The sequence below is a fragment of the Aequitasia blattaphilus genome (genome assembly GCF_024721305.1).
Lineage (GTDB): Bacteria > Bacillota > Clostridia > Lachnospirales > Lachnospiraceae > Aequitasia > Aequitasia blattaphila.
Window position 1 is genome coordinate 1 of record NZ_JAMXOD010000015.1, and the last position, 24,757, is coordinate 24,757.

The following is a 24,757-nucleotide window of genomic DNA, read 5'->3' on the forward strand; positions in this document are numbered from 1 at the left end:
ACAAAGAATCAAAGAAAAGACTATCAACATAAGTTGAGTCTGGAACTGGCAAGGGAATATGATGTAGTCTGTGTAGAAGACTTAAACATGAAAAGCATGAGTAGGAGCCTCCATCTGGGAAAAGGGGTGATGGATAATGGATTTGGGAACTTCTGTAATCTCTTGGAATATAAACTGAGAGACAGGGGAAAGAAGCTCTTAAAAATCAATCGCTATTATCCTTCCAGTAAAACCTGTAGTAAATGCGGAAAAATAAAGAGGGAACTTTCCTTAGCAGAGAGAAGCTATCGATGTGAATGTGGGAATCAGTTAGACAGAGATGTAAATGCTGCAATCAATATCCGGGAAGAAGGAAAAAGAATGCTAAGTGCGTGACTGTACGAAAATAAAAGAACACAAACCGTAGGGCATACGGGGATAGCCTGCAGATACTTATTCCATTGGGAATATTGAACAGGAAGCCCCCACTTCAGAATGATAGCATTCAAGTGGTGGGAGCATGTCACAAGCAAGAAGGATATGATTGCTGTAAATATGGGTTGTGTACATTGGAGCATCGATACCTCTGAGGAGGGAAGATGGGTTAAAGCCTTGTTTTGGAAAAAGTAAGCCAAACAGGTACAAAAGAGAGCGAGGTAGATGATTACGAGCCACGCATCGAGACGAATGTCTTTCAGAATCTGAATACGGTCGAAGGCTAAGGCGCCGCATAAACTTAGGAATGCTGTCATACCGCTTTGCAATGCGGATATTGTGACAGCATCTATTTTTTTCTTTCACGTGTTTCATGGGTTTATTTTACCATATCTTTTGGAGTCTGTGGTATACTAAAAAATAAGGAAAAATCAGAGAGGTCTAAGAGATGATTAATAAAACAGTAAAGAAGGTGTTAAAAGCCTTATCTTATAACGACGTCGAGCTTGAAAAGTCCAGAAGTATTGCAAATATTAAAGCTCTTGATCCTATGAAGCTGTTTCATACAAAAGTAGATTTACGGATTCATAATGAAGGACATCAAATTCCGATTCGTATTTTCTTTCCAGATAAAAGTATTCATTTGGAAGAGGATGGGGTATCGGATTTTCCGGCAGTTCTCTTCCTTCATGGTGGAGGGTGGGTAACAGATAGTGTTGATAATTACGAAAGAATTTGTGCCCGGCTTGCGAAAAACATCAATCAGATTGTTATAGCGGTGGAATATAGTCTGGCGCCGGAACATCCATTTCCGGCCGGATTAATGGATTGCTATTACGTAGCAAAATCAATTTTCCAAAAGCGCTTTTTTCTCAATATCAATCCGGAGCAGGTGACGCTTATGGGGGATAGTGCAGGAGGCAATCTGGCGGCAGCACTGTCTCTTATGGCAAGAGATAAGAAGGAGTTTGAGGTGAAAAGACAAATTCTAATCTATCCAGCAGTGAATAGCGACTATTCAGAAACATCGCCTTATCCATCGGTTCAGGAAAATGGAAAGGATTATATCTTGACAAGGGGAAGACTACGGGATTACATAAACTTATATGCAGGAAAAGAAGAAGATAAAGAGAATCCTTACTTTGCCCCAATTAAGGAAAAAGATTTGACAAATCAGCCTGAGACATTGATTATTACAGCAGAGTTAGATCCTTTAAGAGATGAGGGAGAGGACTATGGTAAAAAGTTAAAAGAAGCTGGAAACAAAGTGGAGGTACATCGTATAAAAGACGCACCACATGGATTTTTTGCTTTAGGAATTAAGGCTTTCCATGTGAAAGAAAGTTTTGAAATTATAAATGAATTTTTGCAAAGGACCCGTTTGAAATAAATATGAAAATCAGAAAACCAAAACCATGGAGAAAACTGGATAATAATGCACTGTTATTTGTTGCTAATAACAGTAAAAAGGATACAAAGGTATTTCGTTTTTACTGCGACCTTAAGGAAGATATCCGACCAGACAAACTACAACAGGCATTGGATAAGATAATCGAAATATATCCGTTGTTTTTAACCACATTAAGGAGGGGGCTTTTTTGGCATTATCTGGAAGAAAGTGACTTACATCCGAAGGTAGTGGAAGAATACAAAGACCCCTGTGCACCTCTCTATATTAAGGATAAATTTAACCTTCTTTTTGAGGTCACTTATTATAAAAAACGAATTAATTTTGAAGTGTTTCATGCTCTGACTGATGGGACAGGAGCAATGGAGTTTTTGAGAGAGTTAATCAAGCAATACCTGCTCCTGTGTCATGAAAAAGAGGGATTGCAGGATATTATGCTGACAAAAGAAAAAGTAACAATCCAAGATCAGGAAGATGATGCTTTTTCAAGGTATTATACGAAGACCTATAAAAAGAGTGGGCAAAAAAAGAAAAAAGCATATCAGGTCCAAAGAAATGCACCATCTTATAAGAAATTGCAAATCACGGAACATGTATTGTCTCTAAAGGATTTACTGGAAAAATCAAGAGAATTGGGTTGTTCATTAAGCGTGCTGTTAACGACAATCTATATCTGTGCCATTCACGAAGAGATGCCGAAACTACAAGAAAAGAAACCCCTTGTTATAATGGTGCCGGTAAACTTAAGAAAATTTTTCGCATCGGCATCTATGCTGAATTTCTTTGCTTTTATTGAACCAGAATATAATTTTAGTGAAAACAGTGATGATTTCATGGAAATTTTGGAGGCAGTGAAAAGGTACTATAAGGAAAACTTGACAGAAGAAAAGATGCTGACTCATATTAATAAATATTTTTCTCTGGAAAAGCATCCAATATTACGTTTCTTTCCATTGCTAATTAAAAACTGGGGAATCTATATTGGTGCAAGAAAAAGTAAAGATGATGTAACGGCTATTTTTTCAAATATGGGGGCAGTGGTGATGCCGGAAGAATACTGTGCCTATATAGAGAGCTTCGGAGTCTACACCAATACACCTAAGGTAGAACTTACGATGTGTTCCTTTCAAGATGAAGTTACCTTGAGTTTTACTTCTCGTTTTGATACAACCAATATAAAGCGTAATTTTTATCGGATTTTAGACTCCCTATCCATATCAGCGGAAGAAAAAGAAAGTGAGTTTCCGGAGAGCGATACACCAGAGCTAAAAGGGCTTATGATTTATAAGTGGTTTTCCTTTTTCTGTATTTTAGCCTGCGTTATCTGTCTTGGAATTAACGTTTTAGTTACAAAGAACAGCTGGTGGTCAGTCATTGTAATTGCAGGAACGGGAAGCTTTTGGATGGCTTTATCAATCGGATATTATAAACGGCATAATCTTTTAAAGGATATTATGTGGCTTTATATATTGATTACTTGTGGAAGTATTGTATGGGATGTATACTATGGATTTTTGGGATGGTCCGTGGACTATGTATTTCCTGCAATTAGTATTGTGGTTTTAATCGGAATGTTAATTGTTTCAAAAATACAGGCTCACTCCGCAAAGGAATATATGATTTATTTTCTAATGGCGGCAAGCTATAGTGTAGTTGTTTCTATCGTACTAATGGCAGTGGGAATCATAAAGAAATTACAATTTTCGGTGGTTTCATCAAGCATTGGATTCTTAGTTGTTATCGTCTTGATGATTTTCCGTTGGAAAGATTTTAAGGAAGAGCTACAAAAGAAATTTCATCTGTAAAAGAGGAGAGATTTGTGTTAAAAGAAATTATTGAAAAAATTTTTGGAAAAAAGAGTCGGTTTATCACGACAAAGGAAGAGTTAGAAAAAGAGTTTGAAGAAGTTACTTTTCAGGGAAAAGGAAGCTTTTTTGAATCGGATTTGCAAAATATTTATCTTTACTTAATTGAGTCAACAACCAGGATTAAGGAAACCTCTTATGTAAGAGGAAAATACAAAGGAATTCTTTTTGAAAGAGGGGATATTAGTTTTCCGGGATATGAAGGTGAGGTTTATAAAATAGAACTTATGGATAGCTACGAGGAAGCTTATCTGTTAAGTGCCCATTTACAGAATACACGTTTTATTGATTACAAAAAGGTGCCAGCTAAGCCATTTCCACAAGTGGATATAGGAGATGAAGTTTGGAAATACGTTGGAACGCCCCTTACAGATATTAATACCTTGATTTTTCAAAAAGAAGGAAAAATTCAAGCCCCCATTTTGAAAGGAATCCAGAGGATCCGAAATTATGTGAAAACACCCATTGGAGCCTATTTGAAGGAAAAGACACTTTATCTATTTATTCCCAATGGAGAAGAACCTATTTTAGAGGGGACGAAGCATATTAAAAGAATAATCGACGCATTAAAAATCGAATCCTAATTTAGGATTCGATTTTGTGTATCAGTAGTCCGCTTAACAGCTTTGGTTCAAACCAAGTGGATTTGGGGGGCATTAGCTTATTGGCATCTGCCACGGCAAACAGATCATAGATTGAGGTGGGATACATGGCAAAGGCACATACGCAGTCTGTATTTACCCGCATCTCAAGCTCTTTCAATCCGCGGATTCCGCCGATAAATGCGATTCGTTCGTCTGTTTTTGGATCTTCAATCCCAAAGAGAGGGGCAAGAATTTCCCGTTGTAAAAATGCTACGTCCAGGGCTTCAACAGCATCACTCTTTTGAAAGGACTCTTTTTCCTGCAATAAATACCAGGTGTTGTCTAGGAGCATTGAAAAAGTTCCAGGCTTGCTTGGAGCAATTTTTTTTGTGTCCATCTGGAGTACATCGCACACTTTTTTGATACCCTCTAAAATCGAGGATGCCATATAATAGGGTTGCTTTTTCAGGACACGGTTGTAATCCATGATATAAAGCTCATCTGCAGGGAATAAAACAGACAGGAAGTAGTTAAATTCCTCTGTTCCAGTATAGTGGGGATATTTTTCTCTGCGCATTTTAGAGACAGCAACTGCCGAAGCTGCCCGGTGATGTCCATCTGCAATGTAGGTGGAAGGGATTTCTCCAAACAAATCAACAAGAAGTTGAATTGTGGAGGTATCTGATATTTTCCACATACGCTGGGTTACCTGGTCCTCTGACACAAAATCATAGAGAGGAGTATTCATCTTTGCCTTTGTGACGATCTCTTTGATTCTCTGATTCGGAGGATAAGCCAAAAAGATTGGTCCGCTCTGGGCGTTGCAAGTGTTTACGTGGTTTATTCGATCCTTTTCTTTTGAGGAGACCGTTTTTTCATGTTTCTTAATTACATTATTTAGGTAGTCATCTACAGAAGAACAAACAGCAAGACCGGTTTGAGTTCTTTCGTTAAAAGTTTGTTCGTAGATGTAAAAGCATTCTTCTTGTTCCATTTGGAAGAATTTTTTTTCTTCCATTTCCTTCAAAAGTCTTCCACCTTCCTGATAGACTTTCTCACTATACATATCCACGTTCCTATCAAACTGAGTTTCTGGTCGGTCAATATTTAGAAAGGAAAGAGGATGCTCTTTGGTGTAGGAATAAGCTTCTTCCCTGCTATATACATCGTAAGGAAGAGCCGCAATTTTATCTGTATATTCGGTAGTGGGTCTTAGAGCCTTAAAGGGTTTAATGACTGCCATATTGATTCTCCTTTTAAAGTATTTGTACTTAACTTATCACAGTAGATAAAGTTTCGCCACAAAAATTATGAATTCGAATAAAATTTTAGATTATGATATAATGACCCAGAAGAAAGGACGTATGTGAAAATGAGGTCTTTGTTAAAATATTTGAAGGGGTATAAGGTTGAAAGTGTTATTGCCCCACTCTTTAAAATGTTAGAAGCAAGTTTTGAATTAATTGTGCCATTGATTACGGCAAGAATTATAGATATTGGAATTGCAGACCGGGATAAAAGCTTTATCTTACACCAGTGCATAATACTGGTTTTACTAGGGGTTGTGGGTCTGATCTGTTCCTTGACTGCACAATATTTTGCAGCAAAATCTTCTATGGGGATGGGTGCAAATATTCGAAAAGCGATGTATCATCATGTGAATACTTTTTCTTATGAAGAGTTAGATTTGATAAAGCCATCGACTCTGATTAATCGTATCACGGGAGACGTGAATCAAGTGCAAAATGGGGTGAATCTCTTTTTGCGTCTCTTTATGCGTGCTCCGTTTATTGTGATTGGAGCAATCTTTATGGCAAGTACAATTAGCCTTCGTCTAACGGGCATCTTTCTGTTGGCGATGATTTTAATTGGGACATCTATTTTTTTAATTGTGAAAATAACAGTAAAGCTGTATACGAAAGTCCAGGAGCATTTTGACGCAATTGTTCTTCATACAAGAGAAAGCTACAGTGGAGCGAGAGTGATTAGAGCTTTTCACAAGGAAAGGAAGGAGCAGGAAGCTTTTAAGGAAGAGGGAGAGCTTTTAAACAGGTTTCAAATTCAATCGGGAAGAATATCGGCTCTTCTGAATCCTTTGACGACCAGTATTACGAATATTGGTATCATCAGTCTTTTGATTTTAGGAGGAAAAGAGGTTTATCGCGGTGCCTTGAGCCAAGGTGAAGTGGTTGCTCTTATCAACTACATGTCACAAATCCTTCTGGCTCTTTTAATTCTGGTGAATCTTGTTGTTTCAATCACAAAAGCCTTGGCAAGTGGGAAAAGGGTAGCAGAGGTTCTGGCATTACAGCCAAGGATGCAGGAAGGCAAAGAGACGACAGGACTGGGAAAGGCAGAAGGGATTTCTTTTAAGGGAGTAAGTTTTTCTTATCCAAATTCGGATGAAACCGCTATTGAGAATGTAGAGTTTTCCATCCCTAGGGGAGAAACAATAGGTATAATAGGTGGAACAGGCGCTGGTAAAACCACATTGATTAATTTAATTCCAAGGTTATATGATGCGACCAAGGGAGAGGTTCTATTAGATGGGCGAAAGGTTCAAGAGTATACGTATAAACGATTAAGGGCAAGGGTGTCAATCGTACCTCAAAGATCAGTTTTGTTTTCTGGTACAATTCGGGAGAATATGCAGTGGAGAAAAGAGAGTGCTTCAGATGAAGAAATATGGGAGGCATTAGAAATCGCTCAGGCAAAAGAGTTTGTTATGGAAAAGCAGGAAGGCTTGGATGGAATTGTACAGGGAGGAGGCAGGAATTTCTCGGGGGGACAAAGACAGAGGTTATGTATTGCAAGAGCATTGATAGGGAAACCAGATATTTTGATTTTAGATGATAGTGCATCAGCGTTGGATTATGCTACAGATGCAGCCCTTCGAAAAGCGTTGCGGAGAGTAGGGAAAGAATTAACAACCATTATTGTGTCACAAAGGGTTGCATCAATCAAGCATGGAGATGTGATTTTTGTAATGGATGAAGGAAGAATTCAGGACATTGGAAATCACGAAGAGTTACGAAGGACAAGTGAAATATATCAGGAATTGTGTCGGACGCAATTAGGAAAGGGGGAAGCCTTATGAGAGGAAAAAGAATACAGTCTCTGCTAAAGCCTTTTCGTATTCCAATATGCTTAATGATTTTATTTTCCTGTATTTTTGTAGGGACTACTCTTTACACACCTATATTGATTGGAAAAGGAGTGGATCATATTTTTGGTCCTGGGCAGGTGGATTTTCCGGGGCTGTCTAAAATTGTAATCCTCTATTTGGTGACGATTGGAGTAGCAGCACTTAGTCAGTGGTTTATTGGTCTTTTGACGAATCATATCACATATAACATAACAAAAAACCTGCGAAACGATGCTTTTGCACACATGGAAAAGTTGCCAATGGAATACTTAGACCAGCATCAACCAGGTGAAATAATCAGTCGTATTGTGACAGACGTAGAGCAGTTTGGAGATGGCCTGCTTATGGGATTCACCCAGTTGTTTACAGGAATCCTGACAATTGTAGGCACGCTGTTGTTTATGCTGCTTTTAAATCCTAAGATTACTCTTCTGGTAGTAATGATTACACCGGTGTCATTTTTATTTGCAGGACTTGTTGCCAGAAAGACTTATTTTTTATTCAAGGATCAGTCGAAAAGCCGCGGAGAACTGACGGCTTTTACAGAAGAAATGATTGGTAACCAGCATGTTGTGAAGGCGTTTTCAAGAGAAGAGAAGAATGAAACGATCTTTAACCAGATCAATGAGAAGTTGAGAAAGGTGAGTGTATCAGGAACCTTTTTCTCTTCGGTAGTAAATCCAGGAACTCGCTTTGTGAATGGTTTGGTATTTACAGGAGTTTGCATATACGGAGCCTTTGTGGTTATGAGGGGCGGGATTAGTGTAGGTGAGCTGGTGAGCTTTATGAATTATGCCAACCAATACACAAAACCCTTTAATGAAATCTCCGGAGTGGTAACAGAGTTTCAGAATGCATTGGCCTGCATAGGAAGAGTATTTGATTTTCTCGATGAGGACGTGGTAAAGCCAGACGGATCAGAGGCGAAGATACTTACAAATATAGAAGGGGAAATTGAATTTGAAAAAGTGGCTTTTTCTTATGTAAAGGAAAAGGAATTCATAAAGGATTTGGATTTCCTGGCAGAGCCAGGTGAACGTATTGCCTTGGTGGGACCGACCGGGTGCGGAAAAACCACCTTGATTAATTTGTTAATGCGCTTCTACGAGATCGATGAAGGAAAGATTTACATTGATCAGCAAGACACGAAGGAAATAAAGCGTGGGGCACTACGTGAGAGCTTTGGTATGGTTTTGCAAGATACATGGCTAAAGAGCGGAACCATTGCTGAAAATATTGGATATGGGAAGGAAGGTGCTACAGAAGAAGAAATAATAAATGCAGCAAAGCTGGCAAGAGCCCATAGCTTTATTCAGAAAATGCCAAGAAAATACGACACTCTTATTTCCATGAATGAAGAAAATCTTTCCCAGGGACAAAAGCAACTGTTGTCAATTGCCCGTGTTTTTCTGGCCAAGCCTCCAATGCTTATTTTAGATGAAGCTACGTCTTCCATTGATACATTAACAGAAATACGTGTTCAGAGGGCTCTGGAGGAGTTGATGAAGGGAAGAACCAGTATCGTTGTTGCGCACCGCCTTTCGACGATTGAGAATGCAGACAAAATTTTGGTCATGAACAAGGGAAACATTGTGGAGACGGGAAGACACAACGAACTGCTTCGTAAAGATGGATTTTATGCAAAGCTTTACAACAGTCAATTTGTTGTTGAGTAGAATTCATACAAAAATAGGAGAGTATATCTGAGGAGTAGACAAATTGAGGATGAATGAAAAAGACTTTCTCTATATACTTTGGAAGGACATATCCAACTTCTTATATCCTGTAAGAAATGCATTCGCAATCGTGCAGTCGCACAGTTTGAATTTCTTCTGAAAAAATAACAAGGGATCGGTACTGCTTTATCAAGCAATACGGATCCCTTGAAGTTATTTCCCTAAACGAATGTTTTCCAGCTCTGCATTTAATTCCTTTGGAGCGTGATCCAACAGATAGTTTTTCGTTCCAGAGGAGAAGGAGTCTGTCTTTTTTTGAATCTCTTTTCTTGTGTTTTCGATCTCTTCGTATAGTTCAGAAGCAGAAAAGAGATAACTTCCTTTGCCCCTTGTAATAATCTGTTCCAGGTAATCGGAGGTGGCAACCGTTACTTTATGCTTTCTTCCAATTTTGTGAACGGTTTTTTCAATGTATTGGTCAGCAGTTTCCGCTTCTTTCGTGTAAACAATATAAAGGTTTTTATATTCCAGGATTTCCTCAGGATGGCCAGCAAGCTTATAAGCATCAAAAACAACGATGGTGGTTATTCCTTTATACCCTTGATAATTGCTGATGATATCAATGAGCTTTTCTCTGGCAGCATCCAGATTTTCTTCGGCAAGTTCTTTTAGGCTGTCCCAGGCGTAGATGATATTATAGCCGTCAATCAGGAGATATTCCTCCAGCTTTTTTGGCTCTTGATAAACGGGCTCTTTGGGAGGAGAAAGACGGAGAGATTCTCTGCTGGGCTTTTTAGGTTCCCCATAGGTACGAATAAAGATTTCTTCTAACTCGGCATCCTCTTCCTGGGTGCTTCGGTGCACAGGAGGCGTCATAGAAGCTTTTTGATTAGGGGTATCGATTGGTTTGGAGTCCTCCTTTATCTGGATATGCATGGAAGCGTCTGCTTTATCCCAGGGAATCGTTCTGCCGGCACCGTGATGGGTAAATACAGATGAAGACGGAGAGTCTTTTTCAATATCATAGTCTGCATTCTCCAAGACCTCCTTTTCATTATGGCAGGGGAAATATCCAAGAAAGGAGAGAAAAAGCTTTCCTTCTCCACCAGTGTAGGAAGAAAGAGTAATTCCATAGTGGTGGATGGTAGCAAGAGGTGCTTTTCCTTCAATGACAGCGCGATCTTGCTCGGTTATTGGGGGGGGATATGTTCCGCTCATCCCATCAATATCCGATAAGGCTCTTCCTAAATAAGAAAGAGGTAAAGAAATCTGAAAACGTAAAAAAGGTTCTAGAAGGAGAGCCTGGGATTTCCGCAGGCCCTGTCGGAGAGCCCGATAGGTGGCCTCTCTAAAATCTCCGCCGGAGGTGTGTTTGATATGAGCCCGTCCGGCAATTAAGGTGATTTTTATATCTGTAATAGGATAACCAGCTAAAACTCCGGCGTGTTCCTTTTCTTTTAAGTGGGTCAGGATGAGGTTTTGCCAGTTTTTATCTAATTCATCTTCGTTTACCTTGGATGAAAATGACATTCCTTCTCCAGCTGGGGCAGGTTCCATTAAAAGATGAACTTCAGCGTAATGACGGAGAGGCTCAAAGTGTCCGGAACCAATTACGGTATCTGTAATGGTTTCTTTGTAAAGAATAGAACCTTCGGAAAAGTCTATATCGATTTGAAACCGTTCTTGCAGCAGTGCTTTTAAAATTTCGGTTTGAATTTCGCCCATTACGTGTACAAGAATTTCTTTTTTCTCTTCTTGCCACTGCAATTTCAGAGTAGGTTCCTCTTCTTCTAATAGGGAAAATTTCTCATATATTTTAAACGGATCTACATCTGGTGAATGGATAACTTTGTAGGTAAGAAGGGGTTTCAGGCTTTGGAAATCAGAAGGGGGATGGGTTTCTTTCAAACCAGTAAAGGCAACAATCATTCCGCTATAGGCGACAGGCATTAATTCGTATTTATCACCAGAGTAGAGGCGAATCTGATCGATTTTTTCATTCTCGATAAAAGATTTCACAGAGAATTCCCCTCCTGTAATTTTTGCATGGGTAAGGCGGGTTCCTTTTTCGTCTCTTGATATTTTGTAAACCACCATTTGAGCCGTTGAGCCATAGGAAGGAAAAAAGAGGAAATCCTTTAGCCCCAGAAGGAGCTCTTGGATGCCGGAATCTTTTAAGGCAGAGCCACTGTATACAGGGAAGAATTTCCGCTTTTGAATACCTTCCTGAATGATTCTGGTGTTTAGCTTTCCGGTTTGTAAAAAGGAATCCAAGTATGCCTCGTCAGAAAGGGCGAGACTTTCATAAAAGACTTCGTCATGATCTCCATCAAAATAAATACATCCCTCATCCAGATTTTCGCGAAGATCGGCTAAAAGAGCCGTTTTAGATTGCGCAGTCAAATCCATTTTATTTAAAAAGAGAAAAGTAGGTATTTGATGCTTTTTCAAAAGCTCCCACAAAGTTTTCGTATGGCTTTGGACGCCTTCATTTCCGTTTATTACCAAAAGAGCATAGTCTAATACCATAAGGGTACGCTCTGTTTCAGTTGAAAAATCCACATGTCCAGGAGTATCTAAAAGAGTAATTTGATAATCTCCCAAAGGGAAAACTGCTTGTTTGGAAAAGACGGTAATGCCTCTTTTGCGTTCAATCGAATTGGTATCTAAAAATGTATTTTTATGGTCCACCCTGCCCTTTTGTGCGAGAGCGCCACAGGTGTAAAGTATACTTTCTGAAAGTGTGGTTTTTCCAGCATCTACGTGGGCAAGGATTCCGAGTGTAATTGGTTTCATGTTTTATCCCTTCTTGTTTGTTCTAGTCTATAGTTTAGACAAAGTTATTCGATTTGTAAATGGACAGAAGAACATTTATAATGAGTACAAAGAATGGGAGGTGGTTCCATGAGTAAAGAGGTATACATTGAAAGAGAGAATCTGCCCTTTCAAAGTCTTCTAAGAGATGAGGAATTGGCAGAAGAGATGCAAGAGGTATTGGACAAGTACCAAATCTTGATGGAAAAGCTAAGAAAAATCAAAGGAACATTTCGTCAGATGTATTTGCTAGGGGAAGATTATTTGCCTGCAGAAGTAATTGAGGAGCTTGGCGGTATAATGAGAAAGGAGGATGAGAGACATCCAATTCGACTTGGGGAAGCGTATCCATTTTTAAATGAGAAAAGCTGGAGAATAGGAGCAGAGGAAATCAGCTATTTTAAAGTGACATTGTGGAAGGGGGAAGAGACGTTTTCTTTAAGAGAGATTATACAAGAAGAAAATTCAAAGTTTACCCTGATATTTTCCACAATAGAGGCAGGAGAAATCCATCACACTTTTTTGAACGAGGAGGAGATGCTTGTGGCAATAAAGAGTTTATTTCTGAAAGGTGAAGTGACAATATAGAGCTTTAAAAAAGCGATTACTAAGCCGTGATAGCGTGGCAAAAAAACATTTCCGAAAACAAAAGAAAAAATATTAAAAGATAGAATTGATATTATAAATGACATATGATAATCTTAAAAAGAAGCAGATAGTGTATGTTGTGGATAGTAACTAAGGTGATACAGCGTAAAGATAAGGGGTTACTAATTTTAATTGGGAGGTTCTTAACATGAAAAATAAAAATATTTTTTTGGTAATAGGTATTTTAATATTTGTTATTTCATATATGATTAATCGGTTCGTTGTGAAAATAATAGATCCGGTATACATCGTTATATTGCTTGTTTCCATTTTTTTTGTGATAGTAGGTATGGTAAGTATAAGAATATCATAAGAATATATACCTTCGATCTTTTGACGTTTGAATAAATATCCTTTGATTACTTTGGTTTTCTATGCTATGATGACTTAATGTGTCTTGAAACGAAGCAATAGTAGAAAGTGAGAAATATGCAAGAATTATTATTTGAATCATTAAATGTAAAAGAAGAGTTAAAAAGAGCGGTAAAGGATATGGGGTTTGTAGAAGCGACTCCAGTTCAGTCAAAAAGCATTGCGCCAATGTTAGAAGGTAGAGATATGGTAGTGCAGGCGCCTACAGGAACAGGAAAGACTTGTGCCTTTGGGATTCCAATTATGGAAGCAATGAAGGAAGAGGATTCTTTTGTAAAAGCCTTAATCCTGAGCCCTACAAGAGAATTGGCGGTACAGATAACGAATGAACTGATGAAGCTTAATAAATATATGTCTTCCATCAGAATACTGGCTGTTTACGGGGGACAAAGCATTGACAGACAGATTATGGCATTGAGAAAAAAACCACAGATTATTGTGGCAACTCCAGGTCGGTTAATGGATCATATGAGAAGAAAAACCATACGATTAGACCGTTTAGAGCAGCTTATCCTGGATGAAGCAGATGAAATGCTTAATATGGGATTCCGGGAGGATATTGATGAGATATTAGAGTCCGTGCCAAAAGAGCGTCAGACAGTATTGTTTTCCGCTACAATGTCACAAGATATCTTAAGAATATCCAATCGTTACCTTACAGATCCAGTAAAAATACAAATTACAAAATCGGAGATAACAGTACCTTCGATTAAACAATATTATCTGGAAGTCAGCCCAGATGATAAGATGGATTTACTGGCACGATTAATTGATGTAAATGATTTTAAATTATCTATGGTTTTCTGTAATACGAAGAGAATGGTAGATGAGCTCTCCCACGAAATGACTGCACGAGGCTATCTTTCTGAGGGAATCCATGGTGATATGAATCAGGCGCAAAGAGACCGGGTAATGAGAAATTTTAAAGAGGGAAGAGCTGATATACTTATTGCAACTGATGTTGCAGCCAGAGGAATTGATGTTAAGGGTGTGGAAGCAGTCTTTAACTATGATATTCCTGATGATGTAGAGTATTATGTGCATCGAATCGGGCGAACAGGAAGAGCAAAGGAAGAAGGCGTTTCTTACTCTTTCGCTACAAGACGTGACATGTATCGTTTAAAGGAAATTATGAATTATACCAAAGCGAAGATTGTATTTGTTACAGCGCCTAAGGTATCAGAGATTGCCGATGTTCGTACGCAAAGAGCACTAGCGGATATCCGAAAAGTAATGAAGAAGGCAAAGCTTGACCGTTATGCGAAATCCATAGAGGAATTCTTAAGTGAAGAAGAAAATCAGGATTATACCATTTTGGATTTGGCGTCAGCATTTCTTTCCAGGGAAGTAGGTGCAGAGCAGCTTCGTGAAATAGAAGGACCTGGTAAGAAAAGAGATCGGGATCGTGGCGGCAACAAAAAGAGTGTGCGTCTCTTTATCAATATTGGTAAATTGGATAAAATCAAGAAGAAACACATTGTTTTGCTGATCAGTGAGAAATGTAATGTAAAAGAAAAAATGATTGGTGATGTAGCTGTAATGGACAAGTTTTCTTTTGTAAATGTGCCGTCATCAAAGGCTCAAGAGATTCTGCATACCTTAAAAGGCCTTCGTTACAATGGCAGAAAATTAAATGTAGAAATTTCAAATAAACGTAAATAGTCATTTTACAAGTTGTTGGGGGAATGAAGTGATGGAAGCGTATATTACAATTTTAAAAGAAGAATTGGTGCCTGCGATGGGATGTACGGAGCCAATTGCATTGGCCTATGGCGCAGCTAAGCTCCGAGAGGCTCTGGGGGAAATACCGGAACGAATTGAAGTAGGAGCCAGTGGAAGTATCATTAAAAATGTAAAATCTGTAATCGTACCGAATACAGGGCACTTAAAAGGGATTGAAGCAGCGATTGCAGTTGGGATAATTGCAGGAAATGCCAGTAAGGAATTAGAGGTCATCCAGAAAGTATCCAAAGAACAAAAAGTTGAACTCAAGAACTATTTAGATAAAACTCCAATTTCTGTGAACTATCTGGATACGGATTTGAACTTTGATATTCAGATCAAAGGTTTTGGAAAGAAGGATGAAGCAGCAATTCGGATTGCAAACTATCACACGAATGTAGTCTATATCGAAAAGAATGGAGAGGTTTTATTTACGAAACCCTTTATTGGAGAAAGTGAAGAGGGACTAACAGACCGAAGCATTCTCAATATGACAGGAATTTATGAGTTTGCTACGACTTGTGAATTAACAGATGAAATAACGGGGTTGTTGGATCGTCAAATTCAATACAACATGGCAATTGCACAAGAGGGAATAGATGGCTCTTATGGTGCGAATATTGGCTCCGTTTTGTTGGGTGCTTATGGCAATGGAATCGAAAATAAAGCGGTGGCATATGCTTCTGCAGGTTCAGATGCCCGTATGAATGGGTGCGAAATGCCGGTTGTAATTAATTCTGGTTCAGGAAATCAAGGAATTACATGCTCGGTGCCAGTAATTGTGTATGGGCGGGAAACGAATGCATCGGAGGAGAGCATTTATCGGGCGCTTCTATTATCGAATCTAACAGCAATTCATCAGAAGACAGGAATTGGAAGACTCTCAGCATTTTGTGGAGCAGTCTGTGCAGGTGTGGCAGCAGGCGGTGGCATTGCTTATCTAAAAGGTGGGAAAAAGGACGAAGTATTTCATACAGTTGTCAATGGTCTTGCCATTGTATCTGGAATGGTTTGTGACGGGGCAAAAGCTTCATGTGCAGCAAAAATAGCCATGTCAATACAGTCAGGACTTTTGGGTTATCACATGTTTATTTGTGGCGAGGAGTTTAAAGGTGGTGACGGTATTATATCAAAAGGGATTGAGAATACGATTGTTAACATTGGACGCCTCGGGAAAAAGGGTATGCAGATAACAAACCAGGAGATTATACATATTATGTTGAACGATGGAAAGGAGAACTGTGGAGATGAAGGTAGTTGCGATTAATGGATCACCAAGAAAAGAAGGAAACTGTGAACAAAGCTTACAGATATTAGGAAAAGTTTTTGCGAAAGAAGGAATCAACTTTGAAGTGTTTCATCCTGGAACAAAGGTGAAGCCTTGTCTGGCCTGTTATCACTGCGTGAATAATCATAAGACAAGATGTGTGCAGGATAATGATGGTGTGAATGAGATTATTGAGGCCTGTAGTAAAGCTGACGCAATCGTTTTGGCATCACCAGTCTATCATGGAGGCATTGCAGGAAACATGAAATGCGTTTTAGATCGCCTGTTTTTAGCAGGTGGATGCGTGGATAATCAATTCCATCATAAGGTTGGAGCGGCTCTTGTGACTCTGCGGCGTTCAGGAGGAATGGAGACTTATCAACAATTGCTTGGAACAATGAATGCAATGGAAATGGTATTGGTGACTTCCGACTACTGGAATGCGGTTCATGGTGCGAATCCAGGAGAAATTCATGAGGACACAGAGGGCGTGGAAGTAATCGAGAAGCTTGGACGTAATATTTCATGGATGGTTAAAGTCCTAAAGGATACAAAGATACCAAAGCCTGAGACAAAGCCAAGGACAATGACGAATTTTATACGGTAAATAAGAGTGGAAAGTCTGGAGAAAAAGCTCCGGACTTTTTTTAGAAGTGCATTGACCGAATCGGTCAATAGTGGTATAACAAAGATAGAAGGCAAGGGGATAATGAAAGGACAGTAGACATGTATGAGAATTTTTTAAAGGCTCAAAAAGAGAAACAGGAAGAGGTGTTAAAGGCAGCATATAAAGAGTTTGGAATCTATGGATACCGAAAAACCTCGATTGAGCAGATCGCAAAGAGTGCAGGTGTATCTAAAGGGATGATATTCCACTATTTCTCGAATAAAGTAATGCTATTTGAATATTTGGTGGAGGAAGGAAATCGAACCATGATCTGGTATTTTGAAAAGATAGATGACAAAGTACTGAAAACAGATTTTATAGAGCGGCTTCGAAATGCGACGAAGCTGAAAATGGATTTGTACATTCGGTATCCCTATATACTGGAATTTTATACAATGCTTTATATGCATCCGGAGAATTTGAAGGTATCAGATAAGGTGGCAATGCAATATCAGGAGTTAATGGATTTTCGAGAAGAGAAAATGAAGATTATTTATCAAAGTGATAGCGATGCAGTGAAAGCGAAAAAATACATTCAGTACATCATAGATGGATTCTCCAGAGAGGTTATTGAGGTTGTAAAGAGCAAGCCACTGGCAGAGATCAATTTGGAGCCGTATTGGACAGAATTTGATGAGATATTAGATGATATGAAAAGCTTTTTATATCTGGCAAAGGAAGGGAGTAGAGTAGATGAATAATTCAATTGTAGAAGTAAAAGATGTAACAAAGAGGTTTGGGAAATTCAAGGCATTGGATGGAATTAATATGACACTGGAGCAAGGAGAGATATGTGGGTTTATTGGACCAAATGGCGCAGGGAAAACAACGACCATCCGTATTCTTATGGGGATGATTAATGCCAGTGAAGGAAGGGCTGAAATATTTGGAAAAGATGCATGGAAGGATGCAGTGGAACTTCATAAGCGTATTGCCTTTGTGCCGGGAGATGTTAATCTTTGGCCCAATTTAACGGGTGGAGAAGTGATTGACTTATTCTTGCGCTTGCGAAAAGGAAAGAATAAAAAGTATCAGGAAGAGCTTATTGATAGGTTTGACTTTAATCCCCGAAAGAAATGCCGTACGTATTCAAAGGGAAACAGGCAAAAAGTGGCACTAGTTGCAGCTCTTTCAGCAGAGGCAGACCTTTATATTTTAGATGAGCCAACATCAGGACTGGATCCGCTTATGGAAAGTGTATTTCAAGAGACCATGCGAGAGGTTAAAAAGGCAGGAAAGACCGTCTTATTATCGAGCCATATACTCTCCGAAGTAGAAGAACTCTGCGATAAAGTGACGATTATAAAGCAAGGGAAAATAATTGAATCGGGCAGCTTGGAAGAACTGAGACATCTTACACGAACCTCAATTGTTGTGAAGACAAAAGAAGACCTGACAGAGATGAAAGGTATTCAGGGTATTTATGAGCTTCAGGAGGATGAAAAGGGAAGCCTTCATTTTAGTGTAGAAAGTGAAATGTTAGGTGAGGTGATACAATACTTAGGAAGCCGGCAGATTACAGATTTGAAATGTATGCCGCCAACATTGGAAGAGCTCTTTATGAGTCATTATAAGGAGGTGTAGCTATGTATAAAGACTTGTTTGCCGGAGGCAGTATACTGACAAAGCTGATTATGAGACGAGACCGCATACGACTGGTAATCTGGATTTTTGGAATTGCAGGATTTGTGGCAGCTCTGGTACCAGTAATTAAAGAGTTTTTTGCGGAAGGAGACGAAGTAAGGGTGATGCTTGAAATGATGCAAAACCCGGCAATGATTGCTATTATTGGACCAGTATATGGAGCAGAGCATTATACGACTGGGGCGGCCCATGCCAATATGATGTTATTGTTTTCTGTCATCATAGGCGCTATAATGAACATTTTTCTTATTGCACGGCATACGAGACAGGATGAAGAATTAGGGAGATTGGAAATCATTCGCGCACTTCCCGTAGGCAGATTATGTAATCTGGCATCCTGTTTGTGGACAGCACTTTGCATCAATGGAATATTAGGTGTGACAACAGGATATGCACTGAACTGTTTTCGGGAGGCAGGGATGGACTTGGGTGGATGCATGCTTTTTGGAGCCGGTATCGGAAGTGTAGGTATGTTTTTTGGTGCTTTGACAGCAGTATTTGCACAGATTTCATCCAATAACCGAAAAGTTATGGGATTTTCCTTCCTAAGCCTTTTTCTTTTCTATATTCTGAGGGCAATAGGAGACGTAAAGATAGAAGAGCTATCTTTGATTTCTCCACTGGGTCTGGTGCTGCGCACGAAAACTTTTGTGGAAAATAACTGGTGGCCAATTGTGATTATTTTGGGAATGTCAATCATACTCTCTTTAGTTGCTTTGCTGTTGGCAATGAGAAGAGATCTTGGAAGTGGACTGATTGCAGAGAAAGAAGGAAAGAGCCATGGAGGAGGGCTACTCTCCTCGCCTATGGGATTGTCCTTAAAGCTAATGAGCACAGCCATTATCATTTGGATGCTTGTAGTTTTTATCTTTGCAGCTATGTATGGGTCTATATTTGGAGATTTGGACGAATTTCTTGCAAATAATGCACTCCTAATGGGGATTTTTGCTGGAACGGATTTTAGCTTGATTGACCAGTTTATTACTTTGTTGGTTGCGGTGATGAGCATGATAGCTGCAATTCCAGTAATTTCTTTTATGAATCGTATTTCCAGTGAGGAAAGGCATGGATATGCAGAACAGATTCTGACAAAGTCTGTGTCAAGAGGAGCTCAATTTTTTGCATATTTAATCCCGACATTGGCTGTAAGTGTGGTTTTTCAACTGTTAACAGCTCTTGGGTTCTATGTGGCAGGAAGCGCGGTAAGCGATGAAATACCAAGCCTTAAACAGTTTGTGCAGGCAAGTCTTGCATATCTTCCGGCTTTTTTCGTAATCATCGGAGTTGCCGGAATGTTAATTGCTTTTCTACCGGGAAAAACATCCCTTTCCTACCTTTATTTAGGATATTCTTTCTTTGCAGTTTATTTTGGAGAACTGATTAAGTTACCGGAATGGATGAAGAAATTAACTCCATTTGGACACGTTAGCCGCTATCCGGTGGAAGAGATAAAAGTTCTCCCCTTAGTTATTATGACATTGCTTGGTGTTGGATTGCTGGCAATTAGTTCTATTGGATATCGAAAAAGAGATATGGAGTTTTCTTAAAATCTGATATATAATAGTAGTAATAGTGAGCAAGGAGGAGCGAATATGCAGGTGGGCGTAGGATATAGTGACAGTCCGGAAACGACAAAAGCCGGAACAGAAGCGGCTCTTATGGCGCTGTCAAAAGTGGGCACGGATAAGAGCTGTGATTTTGTGTTGCTGTTTAGCACGGCAATGCATGAAGCTATTATCCTTAAAGAAGCCGTACTGAGTGTGGTGGGAAGAGAAATTCCTATTTATGGCGGTGGTGCGGCAGGAATTATAACAAATGATTTCTACGGTTATGCAGGAGGTCAAGTTGGTGTTGCTTGTATATGGCTAGAAGAAGTTCAGTCAACGGTTGTAACAAAGGGTGACTTAACCTTGGGTGAGGAAGAAGTAGGACGTGGCTTGGGACGACAATTAAGTGATTTGGATGTGGAAAAGATTACGCCATTAATTTTATTCTATGATGCAGTCAATGAAGCCGGTAAAGATTCACGTCTTACGATGGCAACACACTTGCTAAAGGGAATAGAGAAAGAGCTGGGTTTTTTACCCAGAATTATGGGAGCTGGATTACAAGGGAATCATTCCGGGGCCTCATATCCTCAATTTTATAAAAATGAATTAGTAGAAAATCAGGCGATGATTCTGAAATTTTCTAAGAATCTTCAAATTGATCGGGTAATTATGCATGGATGTAAACCTGCCAGTAGGTATTACACTGTAACGAAAGCAGATGGACCCGTAATTCTGGAAATCAATGGACAAAAAGCACTCCCCTTTATGGAGAAGTTATTTGACAACAAAATAGAAGGAAAGGATTTTCCGTTTTTCTTGATTTTAGGAATCAATCATGGGGATAAATGGGAAGAATATGTAGAAGAAAACTATGCCAGCCGTCTTTGTCTGGACATTGACAAAGAACGTGGCGGCATTGTGATGTTTGAACCAGATATGGTGGAGGGTACGAAGTTTCAGATTATGTACCGATCCCTCAATCTGGACTATATGAAGCCTAAAATTGATGAGGTGTTTCACAAGCTGGGAAATAATAAGCCAGTATTTGCTATGTACATTGATTGTGCGGGACGGTGTGCCGGATATGGTGGTACGGAGCTAGAGGATGCAGATGTACTTCAAAAGATTATCGGCGAGAGAGTTCCACTTCTGGGAATGTATACAGGAGTAGAAGTTGCTCCCTTAGGCGGAGAACCAAGAGGTTTGGATTGGACAGGAGTTTTTTGTCTGTTTTCCGTCAATGAAGATGGCAGTGAGAATATAGGGGATGAAAAAGCTTGGTCTGAAAAGAAATATCGGGATGAGGACTACAGTCCCAGTACAGAAGATGCTCTTCTGATGAGTGAAAAGAACCTTACGAAGATATTAGAGCTGGACAAGCAGTTTATGGGGATTCGCCATGAGCTGGAATTAAAGCGTAGAGGCTTCCAGCTTCTTTCAGAGCTTTCTGTATTTCTTCAAGGCAAATCCAGCTACAACAGTGTGTTTGTACCGGTTGCAAAACAAATCAATGCCGCCCTTAACATGGAAAAGACGGCAGTTTTGATACCGAAAGGAAAAACAGGTCTTTTTGTGACGAACGTACTACAAGGATTTACGACAGATGAAAAAGTTCAGATGGCAGGACAGCTGATTTCTATTGATGCAGAAATTCAGCAGGCAAAGACCCCAATCATAATAACAGGTGCAAGTGACCCGAAGAAGTTCGCAAACATCCGTGAGACCTTGAAAATGCCCTATTTTATATCCATACCAATCATCAGTCAGAATAAGTTGGTAGCAATACTTATTACAGGGAGAACCATAGAGCAAGAGCCTTTCTACAGAAGGCTGGGAAATGGTGAGGCAGAGACCATTCAGTCGATAGGTGCTCTTTTGGCAGCAGTTATTACAAATCAAAGTCTCGAATCAGCAGAAGAACGAGCAAGAGTTATGTTAGATAGTATGCCAATACCTTGTCTTTTTTGGGATGAAAACGGGCATTTAACAGATTGTAATGAAGCAGCCTTGAGGTTGTTTGCTGTCAGTCAAAAAGAAGAGGTAATTGATAATATTGAGTTTTTTTCTCCGAAATTTCAAAAGGATGGAAGACTTTCGAAAGATGCCTCCAGGGAATATGTGCTGAACGCCTTTTTCCAAGGTGGTATGAAATACGAATGGACTTTCCGGAATAATAGAGGAGATCGTATTCCGGCAGAAGTAACAACGGTGCGTGTGCCAAAGGGTGATGGATACACAATTGCTGGATATATCCAGGATCTCAGAAATCAACATGCAGCAATTGAAGAACTGCAAAGATCCAAGGATCTGGCAGAGGAAAATGCCCGAATCAAAAATGAATTTCTCACTTCCATTAGTAAAGAGGTTCGTACTCCAATGAATGGAATTGTGGAGATGACAAGAATTGCAAGTACAATGGATATTCCAGAACGACACAAAAGCGTCTTTCATTTAGGGGCACAGTCAGTGGAATTACTGCTTACTACAATTAACAGTATTATGGATTATTCGAATTTAGAAACGGGAAAAATCGAATTAGAGGATAAGCTCTTTTCTATCAAAGATGTGATATATGGAATTCAAAAGCTATGGGAAGAGGAAGCAAAGAGTAAAGGTCTTTACTTTAAAGTTCTTGCAAGTGCCGGTACTCCAGAATTTGCTTACGGTGATGATGTGCGCCTCCAGCAAGCCATCTTTAATCTAGTGGCGAATGCGATTCAGTATACAAGAGAAGGTGGAATCACGCTACGTATCAGTACTTATGATGTGGAGTTAGAAAATCGGAAAATGTTTATTTTTGAGATTGAAGATACCGGCGTAGGAATTGACCCGGATCATCAAAAAGAACTTTTTCTGCCGTTGTCATCAAAAGGGATGACTCACAGACGGGACCGGGGAGGTCTTGGGATGGGCATAGCAATTGCAAGAAGCATTGCGATTTTGATGAATGGAGATATTGATTTGGTGAGTGAACCTGGAAAGGGAAGTACTTTTTCAATATCAGCTATGTTAGAAGTGCCAGAGCAATATCAAAAAGAACCCACTCAGGGAAATGTAGAGGCGGATTTTTCGGGGCTGCGTATTTTGGCTGTGGAAGATAATAGGATGAACCAGATGATTTTAAGAGAAATTATTGAAAGTGCTGGTGGAGAAGTTATAATTGCCGGGAATGGATTAGATGCTTTGAAGGCAGCAGCAAAAGAGTCCTTTGATTTGATTTTGATGGATCGGGATATGCCGGGAATGGATGGATTGACAGCTGCAACGAAGATAAAGGAAGACTCCCGCTACAAAGATGTGCCCATTATTGCTCTTTTGTTAAACCCGAGTGAAGAAGAAATAGAAGAAGTGAAAAATAACCACATGCAGGATGTGATTACAAAACCGGTAGAGGTTGAAGAGGTATATGGTGTAATTAACAAATGGCGTTAGGGTGAAAATATGAAGAAAAGATTTACGTATTTGTCAAGAGATCGAAGAACTAAAATTCATGCTATTGAGTGGATTCCATCTGGAGAAATTCAGGGAATATTAATGGTTTGCCATGGAATGGTTGAACACATAGCACGTTATGATGAGTTTGCCTCTTATCTTGCCGCGTACAATATTCTTGTGGTAGGACAAGACTTATTGGGACATGGAAAGTCGGTAAGAGAAAAGAAGTATTTGGGCTATTTTAGTGAAGGTGACGGAAATCAAATATTGGTGGATGATTTACGCTTTCTTCAAAGGATGGTGCAAAAAAAATATCCTCATATCCCATGTTTTTTCATGGGACATAGCATGGGTTCCTTCTTGGTTAGACAGTATATGGGAACTTATAGTGAAGACCTTTCGGGGGTGATTTTAATGGGAACAGGATTTTATCCAACACCCCTATTACTTGCTGGCAGAATGCTTTGTCAAATTCTTATAAAGCTGAAAGGGAGTTACTTTAGAAGTCGATTTATTAACCAGCTGGCTATGGGCAGCTATAATCGACACTTTAAGCCGAACACTTCCAAAGTAGACTGGGTCACATCCGAGAGGATACAAAGGGTAAAGTATAAAAATGATCCTTATTGTAATTTTGTTTTTACGGTAAATGGATATGATCAAATGTTTGCAGGAATGATTCGCATGAATCGAAGAAGGGCACGCAAGCACATACGAAATACATTTCCTCTTCTCTTGGTATCCGGTAAAATGGATGCTGTGGGAAATTTTGGAAAAGGTGTAAAAAAAATAAGCCGCCTTTATCAAAAGGCTGGCTTAAAGGATGTCCGAATGATACTCTATCCAAAAGTCAGGCATGAGATTATAATGGATCGTTCCAAACACATTGTATACCAGGATATATTAAGTTGGCTGAGGCTACGCCTTAATGCCGCCAATTAATAAATTGATATAGTTTAAAACGATGGAATCAAACTGTTCTGATTCATAGAGCTTATTTTCTAAGCAAGATACAATGAAGCCAGTCATGGAACTTAAAATCATCCAAGTGGTTCCGGCGACATAAGGTTTAAACTCCATAGAGTGAGATCCTTGTTTAAGTTGCTCGTCAAAGATTTCCATCCCAGACATGTGTGGCATTGAATTCTGATTTCTTGCGGCGAACATTTCGTTTACACCACTGTACATAATCGCTTTTGTCATCTCAGGTTCGCGGATGAAGTTGTAAATAAACATTTGCATTTGGGCCCGGATCTGATCCTCGTGAGTGGTTTTTGGATACCCTTTAGATAAAGTTATTGCATCAAGCATTATCTTGTAATATAAGGTGTCGGCCATATCTGCGATAACATCTTTCTTGGTTTTATAAAACAAACGAAGTGTGGGAAGTTGTAAGTCAAGAGTCTGAGCAACTTTTCTTAAAGAGAAGTTCTCATAACCATCTTGTGTAATCAACGCTACAGAAGTATCAATAATTTTTTTTCGAAGCCCTTGTTTTTCATCAAGGGTAATAGCAGTGTTCCCCATTTTTTACCTCCAATTTTAT

19 protein-coding genes are annotated in these 24,757 nt (G+C 39.4%); 15 read left to right on the forward strand and 4 right to left on the reverse strand.

Features of this window, described 5'->3' with window-relative positions; genetic code table 11:
* Positions 1-375, forward strand: a 375-nt coding sequence (locus NHH15_RS10600; RefSeq protein ID WP_262066647.1) for an RNA-guided endonuclease InsQ/TnpB family protein, incomplete at its 5' end; no start/stop codon positions are given.
* Here NHH15_RS10600 and NHH15_RS15880 read toward each other — a convergent pair.
* On the reverse strand, positions 306-731 hold the full coding sequence (locus tag NHH15_RS15880; protein ID WP_416386580.1) for an EamA family transporter: 426 nt from the start codon (positions 729-731) through the stop codon (positions 306-308). The genes NHH15_RS10600 and NHH15_RS15880 overlap by 70 nt on opposite strands.
* Positions 732-862: 131 nt before the next feature.
* Between NHH15_RS15880 and NHH15_RS10610 the strand changes: the two genes are divergently transcribed.
* Genes NHH15_RS10610 through NHH15_RS10620 form a run of 3 tightly spaced genes read left to right on the forward strand, consistent with a single transcriptional unit; the run spans position 863 to position 4,271 of the window.
* A complete protein-coding gene (locus tag NHH15_RS10610; protein WP_262066649.1) occupies positions 863-1,804 on the forward strand; it encodes an alpha/beta hydrolase in 942 nt (313 codons plus the stop codon).
* Positions 1,805-1,806: 2 nt separating this feature from the next.
* Positions 1,807-3,627: a DUF6320 domain-containing protein gene (locus NHH15_RS10615; RefSeq protein ID WP_262066650.1), complete on the forward strand. Its 1,821-nt coding sequence runs from the start codon at positions 1,807-1,809 to the stop codon at positions 3,625-3,627.
* A 14-nt stretch (positions 3,628-3,641) separates the two neighbouring features.
* Positions 3,642-4,271, forward strand: coding sequence for a hypothetical protein (locus NHH15_RS10620; RefSeq protein ID WP_262066651.1), 630 nt, complete (start codon positions 3,642-3,644; stop codon positions 4,269-4,271).
* A gap of 1 nt (position 4,272) precedes the next feature.
* Here NHH15_RS10620 and NHH15_RS10625 read toward each other — a convergent pair whose 3' ends face one another.
* Positions 4,273-5,514 carry a DUF1015 domain-containing protein gene (locus NHH15_RS10625; protein WP_262066652.1) on the reverse strand — a complete coding sequence of 414 codons (1,242 nt, stop codon included), beginning with the start codon at positions 5,512-5,514 and terminating at the stop codon, positions 4,273-4,275.
* A 129-nt stretch (positions 5,515-5,643) separates the two neighbouring features.
* Between NHH15_RS10625 and NHH15_RS10630 the strand changes: the two genes are divergently transcribed.
* Positions 5,644-7,368 (forward strand): ABC transporter ATP-binding protein, encoded by a 1,725-nt coding sequence (locus NHH15_RS10630; protein WP_262066653.1) that lies wholly within the window; start codon positions 5,644-5,646, stop codon positions 7,366-7,368.
* Positions 7,365-9,092, forward strand: a complete 1,728-nt coding sequence (locus tag NHH15_RS10635; protein ID WP_262066654.1) for an ABC transporter ATP-binding protein — start codon at positions 7,365-7,367, stop codon at positions 9,090-9,092. Before NHH15_RS10630 ends, NHH15_RS10635 begins: the two co-directional genes overlap by 4 nt.
* Before the next feature lie 213 nt (positions 9,093-9,305).
* On the opposite strand, the gene NHH15_RS10640 is transcribed toward NHH15_RS10635, so the two are convergent.
* Positions 9,306-11,888 carry a translation factor GTPase family protein gene (locus tag NHH15_RS10640; protein WP_262066655.1) on the reverse strand — a complete coding sequence of 861 codons (2,583 nt, stop codon included), beginning with the start codon at positions 11,886-11,888 and terminating at the stop codon, positions 9,306-9,308.
* A gap of 108 nt (positions 11,889-11,996) precedes the next feature.
* Here NHH15_RS10640 and NHH15_RS10645 point away from each other — a divergent pair, with 108 nt between their 5' ends.
* The 9 genes from NHH15_RS10645 (at position 11,997) to NHH15_RS10685 (ending at position 24,153) form a co-directional block, all read left to right on the forward strand.
* Positions 11,997-12,494 (forward strand): hypothetical protein, encoded by a 498-nt coding sequence (locus NHH15_RS10645; RefSeq protein WP_262066656.1) that lies wholly within the window; start codon positions 11,997-11,999, stop codon positions 12,492-12,494.
* A gap of 489 nt (positions 12,495-12,983) precedes the next feature.
* Positions 12,984-14,588, forward strand: coding sequence for a DEAD/DEAH box helicase (locus NHH15_RS10650; RefSeq protein WP_262066657.1), 1,605 nt, complete (start codon positions 12,984-12,986; stop codon positions 14,586-14,588).
* Positions 14,589-14,619: 31 nt separating this feature from the next.
* Positions 14,620-15,915 carry an L-cysteine desulfidase family protein gene (locus NHH15_RS10655; protein ID WP_262066739.1) on the forward strand — a complete coding sequence of 432 codons (1,296 nt, stop codon included), beginning with the start codon at positions 14,620-14,622 and terminating at the stop codon, positions 15,913-15,915.
* Positions 15,896-16,522 carry a flavodoxin family protein gene (locus NHH15_RS10660; RefSeq protein ID WP_262066658.1) on the forward strand — a complete coding sequence of 209 codons (627 nt, stop codon included), beginning with the start codon at positions 15,896-15,898 and terminating at the stop codon, positions 16,520-16,522. The genes NHH15_RS10655 and NHH15_RS10660 overlap by 20 nt, the downstream gene beginning before the upstream one ends.
* Positions 16,523-16,641: 119 nt before the next feature.
* On the forward strand, positions 16,642-17,283 hold the full coding sequence (locus NHH15_RS10665; RefSeq protein WP_262066659.1) for a TetR/AcrR family transcriptional regulator: 642 nt from the start codon (positions 16,642-16,644) through the stop codon (positions 17,281-17,283).
* On the forward strand, positions 17,276-18,166 hold the full coding sequence (locus tag NHH15_RS10670; RefSeq protein WP_262066660.1) for an ABC transporter ATP-binding protein: 891 nt from the start codon (positions 17,276-17,278) through the stop codon (positions 18,164-18,166). Before NHH15_RS10665 ends, NHH15_RS10670 begins: the two co-directional genes overlap by 8 nt.
* Positions 18,167-18,168: 2 nt before the next feature.
* Positions 18,169-19,773 (forward strand): ABC transporter permease, encoded by a 1,605-nt coding sequence (locus tag NHH15_RS10675; protein ID WP_262066661.1) that lies wholly within the window; start codon positions 18,169-18,171, stop codon positions 19,771-19,773.
* 45 nt (positions 19,774-19,818) lie between these two features.
* The gene (locus NHH15_RS10680) at positions 19,819-23,208 is read left to right on the forward strand and encodes an ATP-binding protein (protein ID WP_262066662.1); all 3,390 of its coding nucleotides are present in this window, start codon (positions 19,819-19,821) and stop codon (positions 23,206-23,208) included.
* A 9-nt stretch (positions 23,209-23,217) separates the two neighbouring features.
* Positions 23,218-24,153, forward strand: a complete 936-nt coding sequence (locus NHH15_RS10685) for a lysophospholipase (protein WP_262066663.1) — start codon at positions 23,218-23,220, stop codon at positions 24,151-24,153.
* Here the strand turns inward: NHH15_RS10685 and NHH15_RS10690 are convergent.
* Positions 24,130-24,738 (reverse strand): TetR/AcrR family transcriptional regulator, encoded by a 609-nt coding sequence (locus tag NHH15_RS10690; RefSeq protein WP_262066664.1) that lies wholly within the window; start codon positions 24,736-24,738, stop codon positions 24,130-24,132. The genes NHH15_RS10685 and NHH15_RS10690 overlap by 24 nt on opposite strands.
* Between the last annotated feature and the right edge of the window lie 19 nt (positions 24,739-24,757).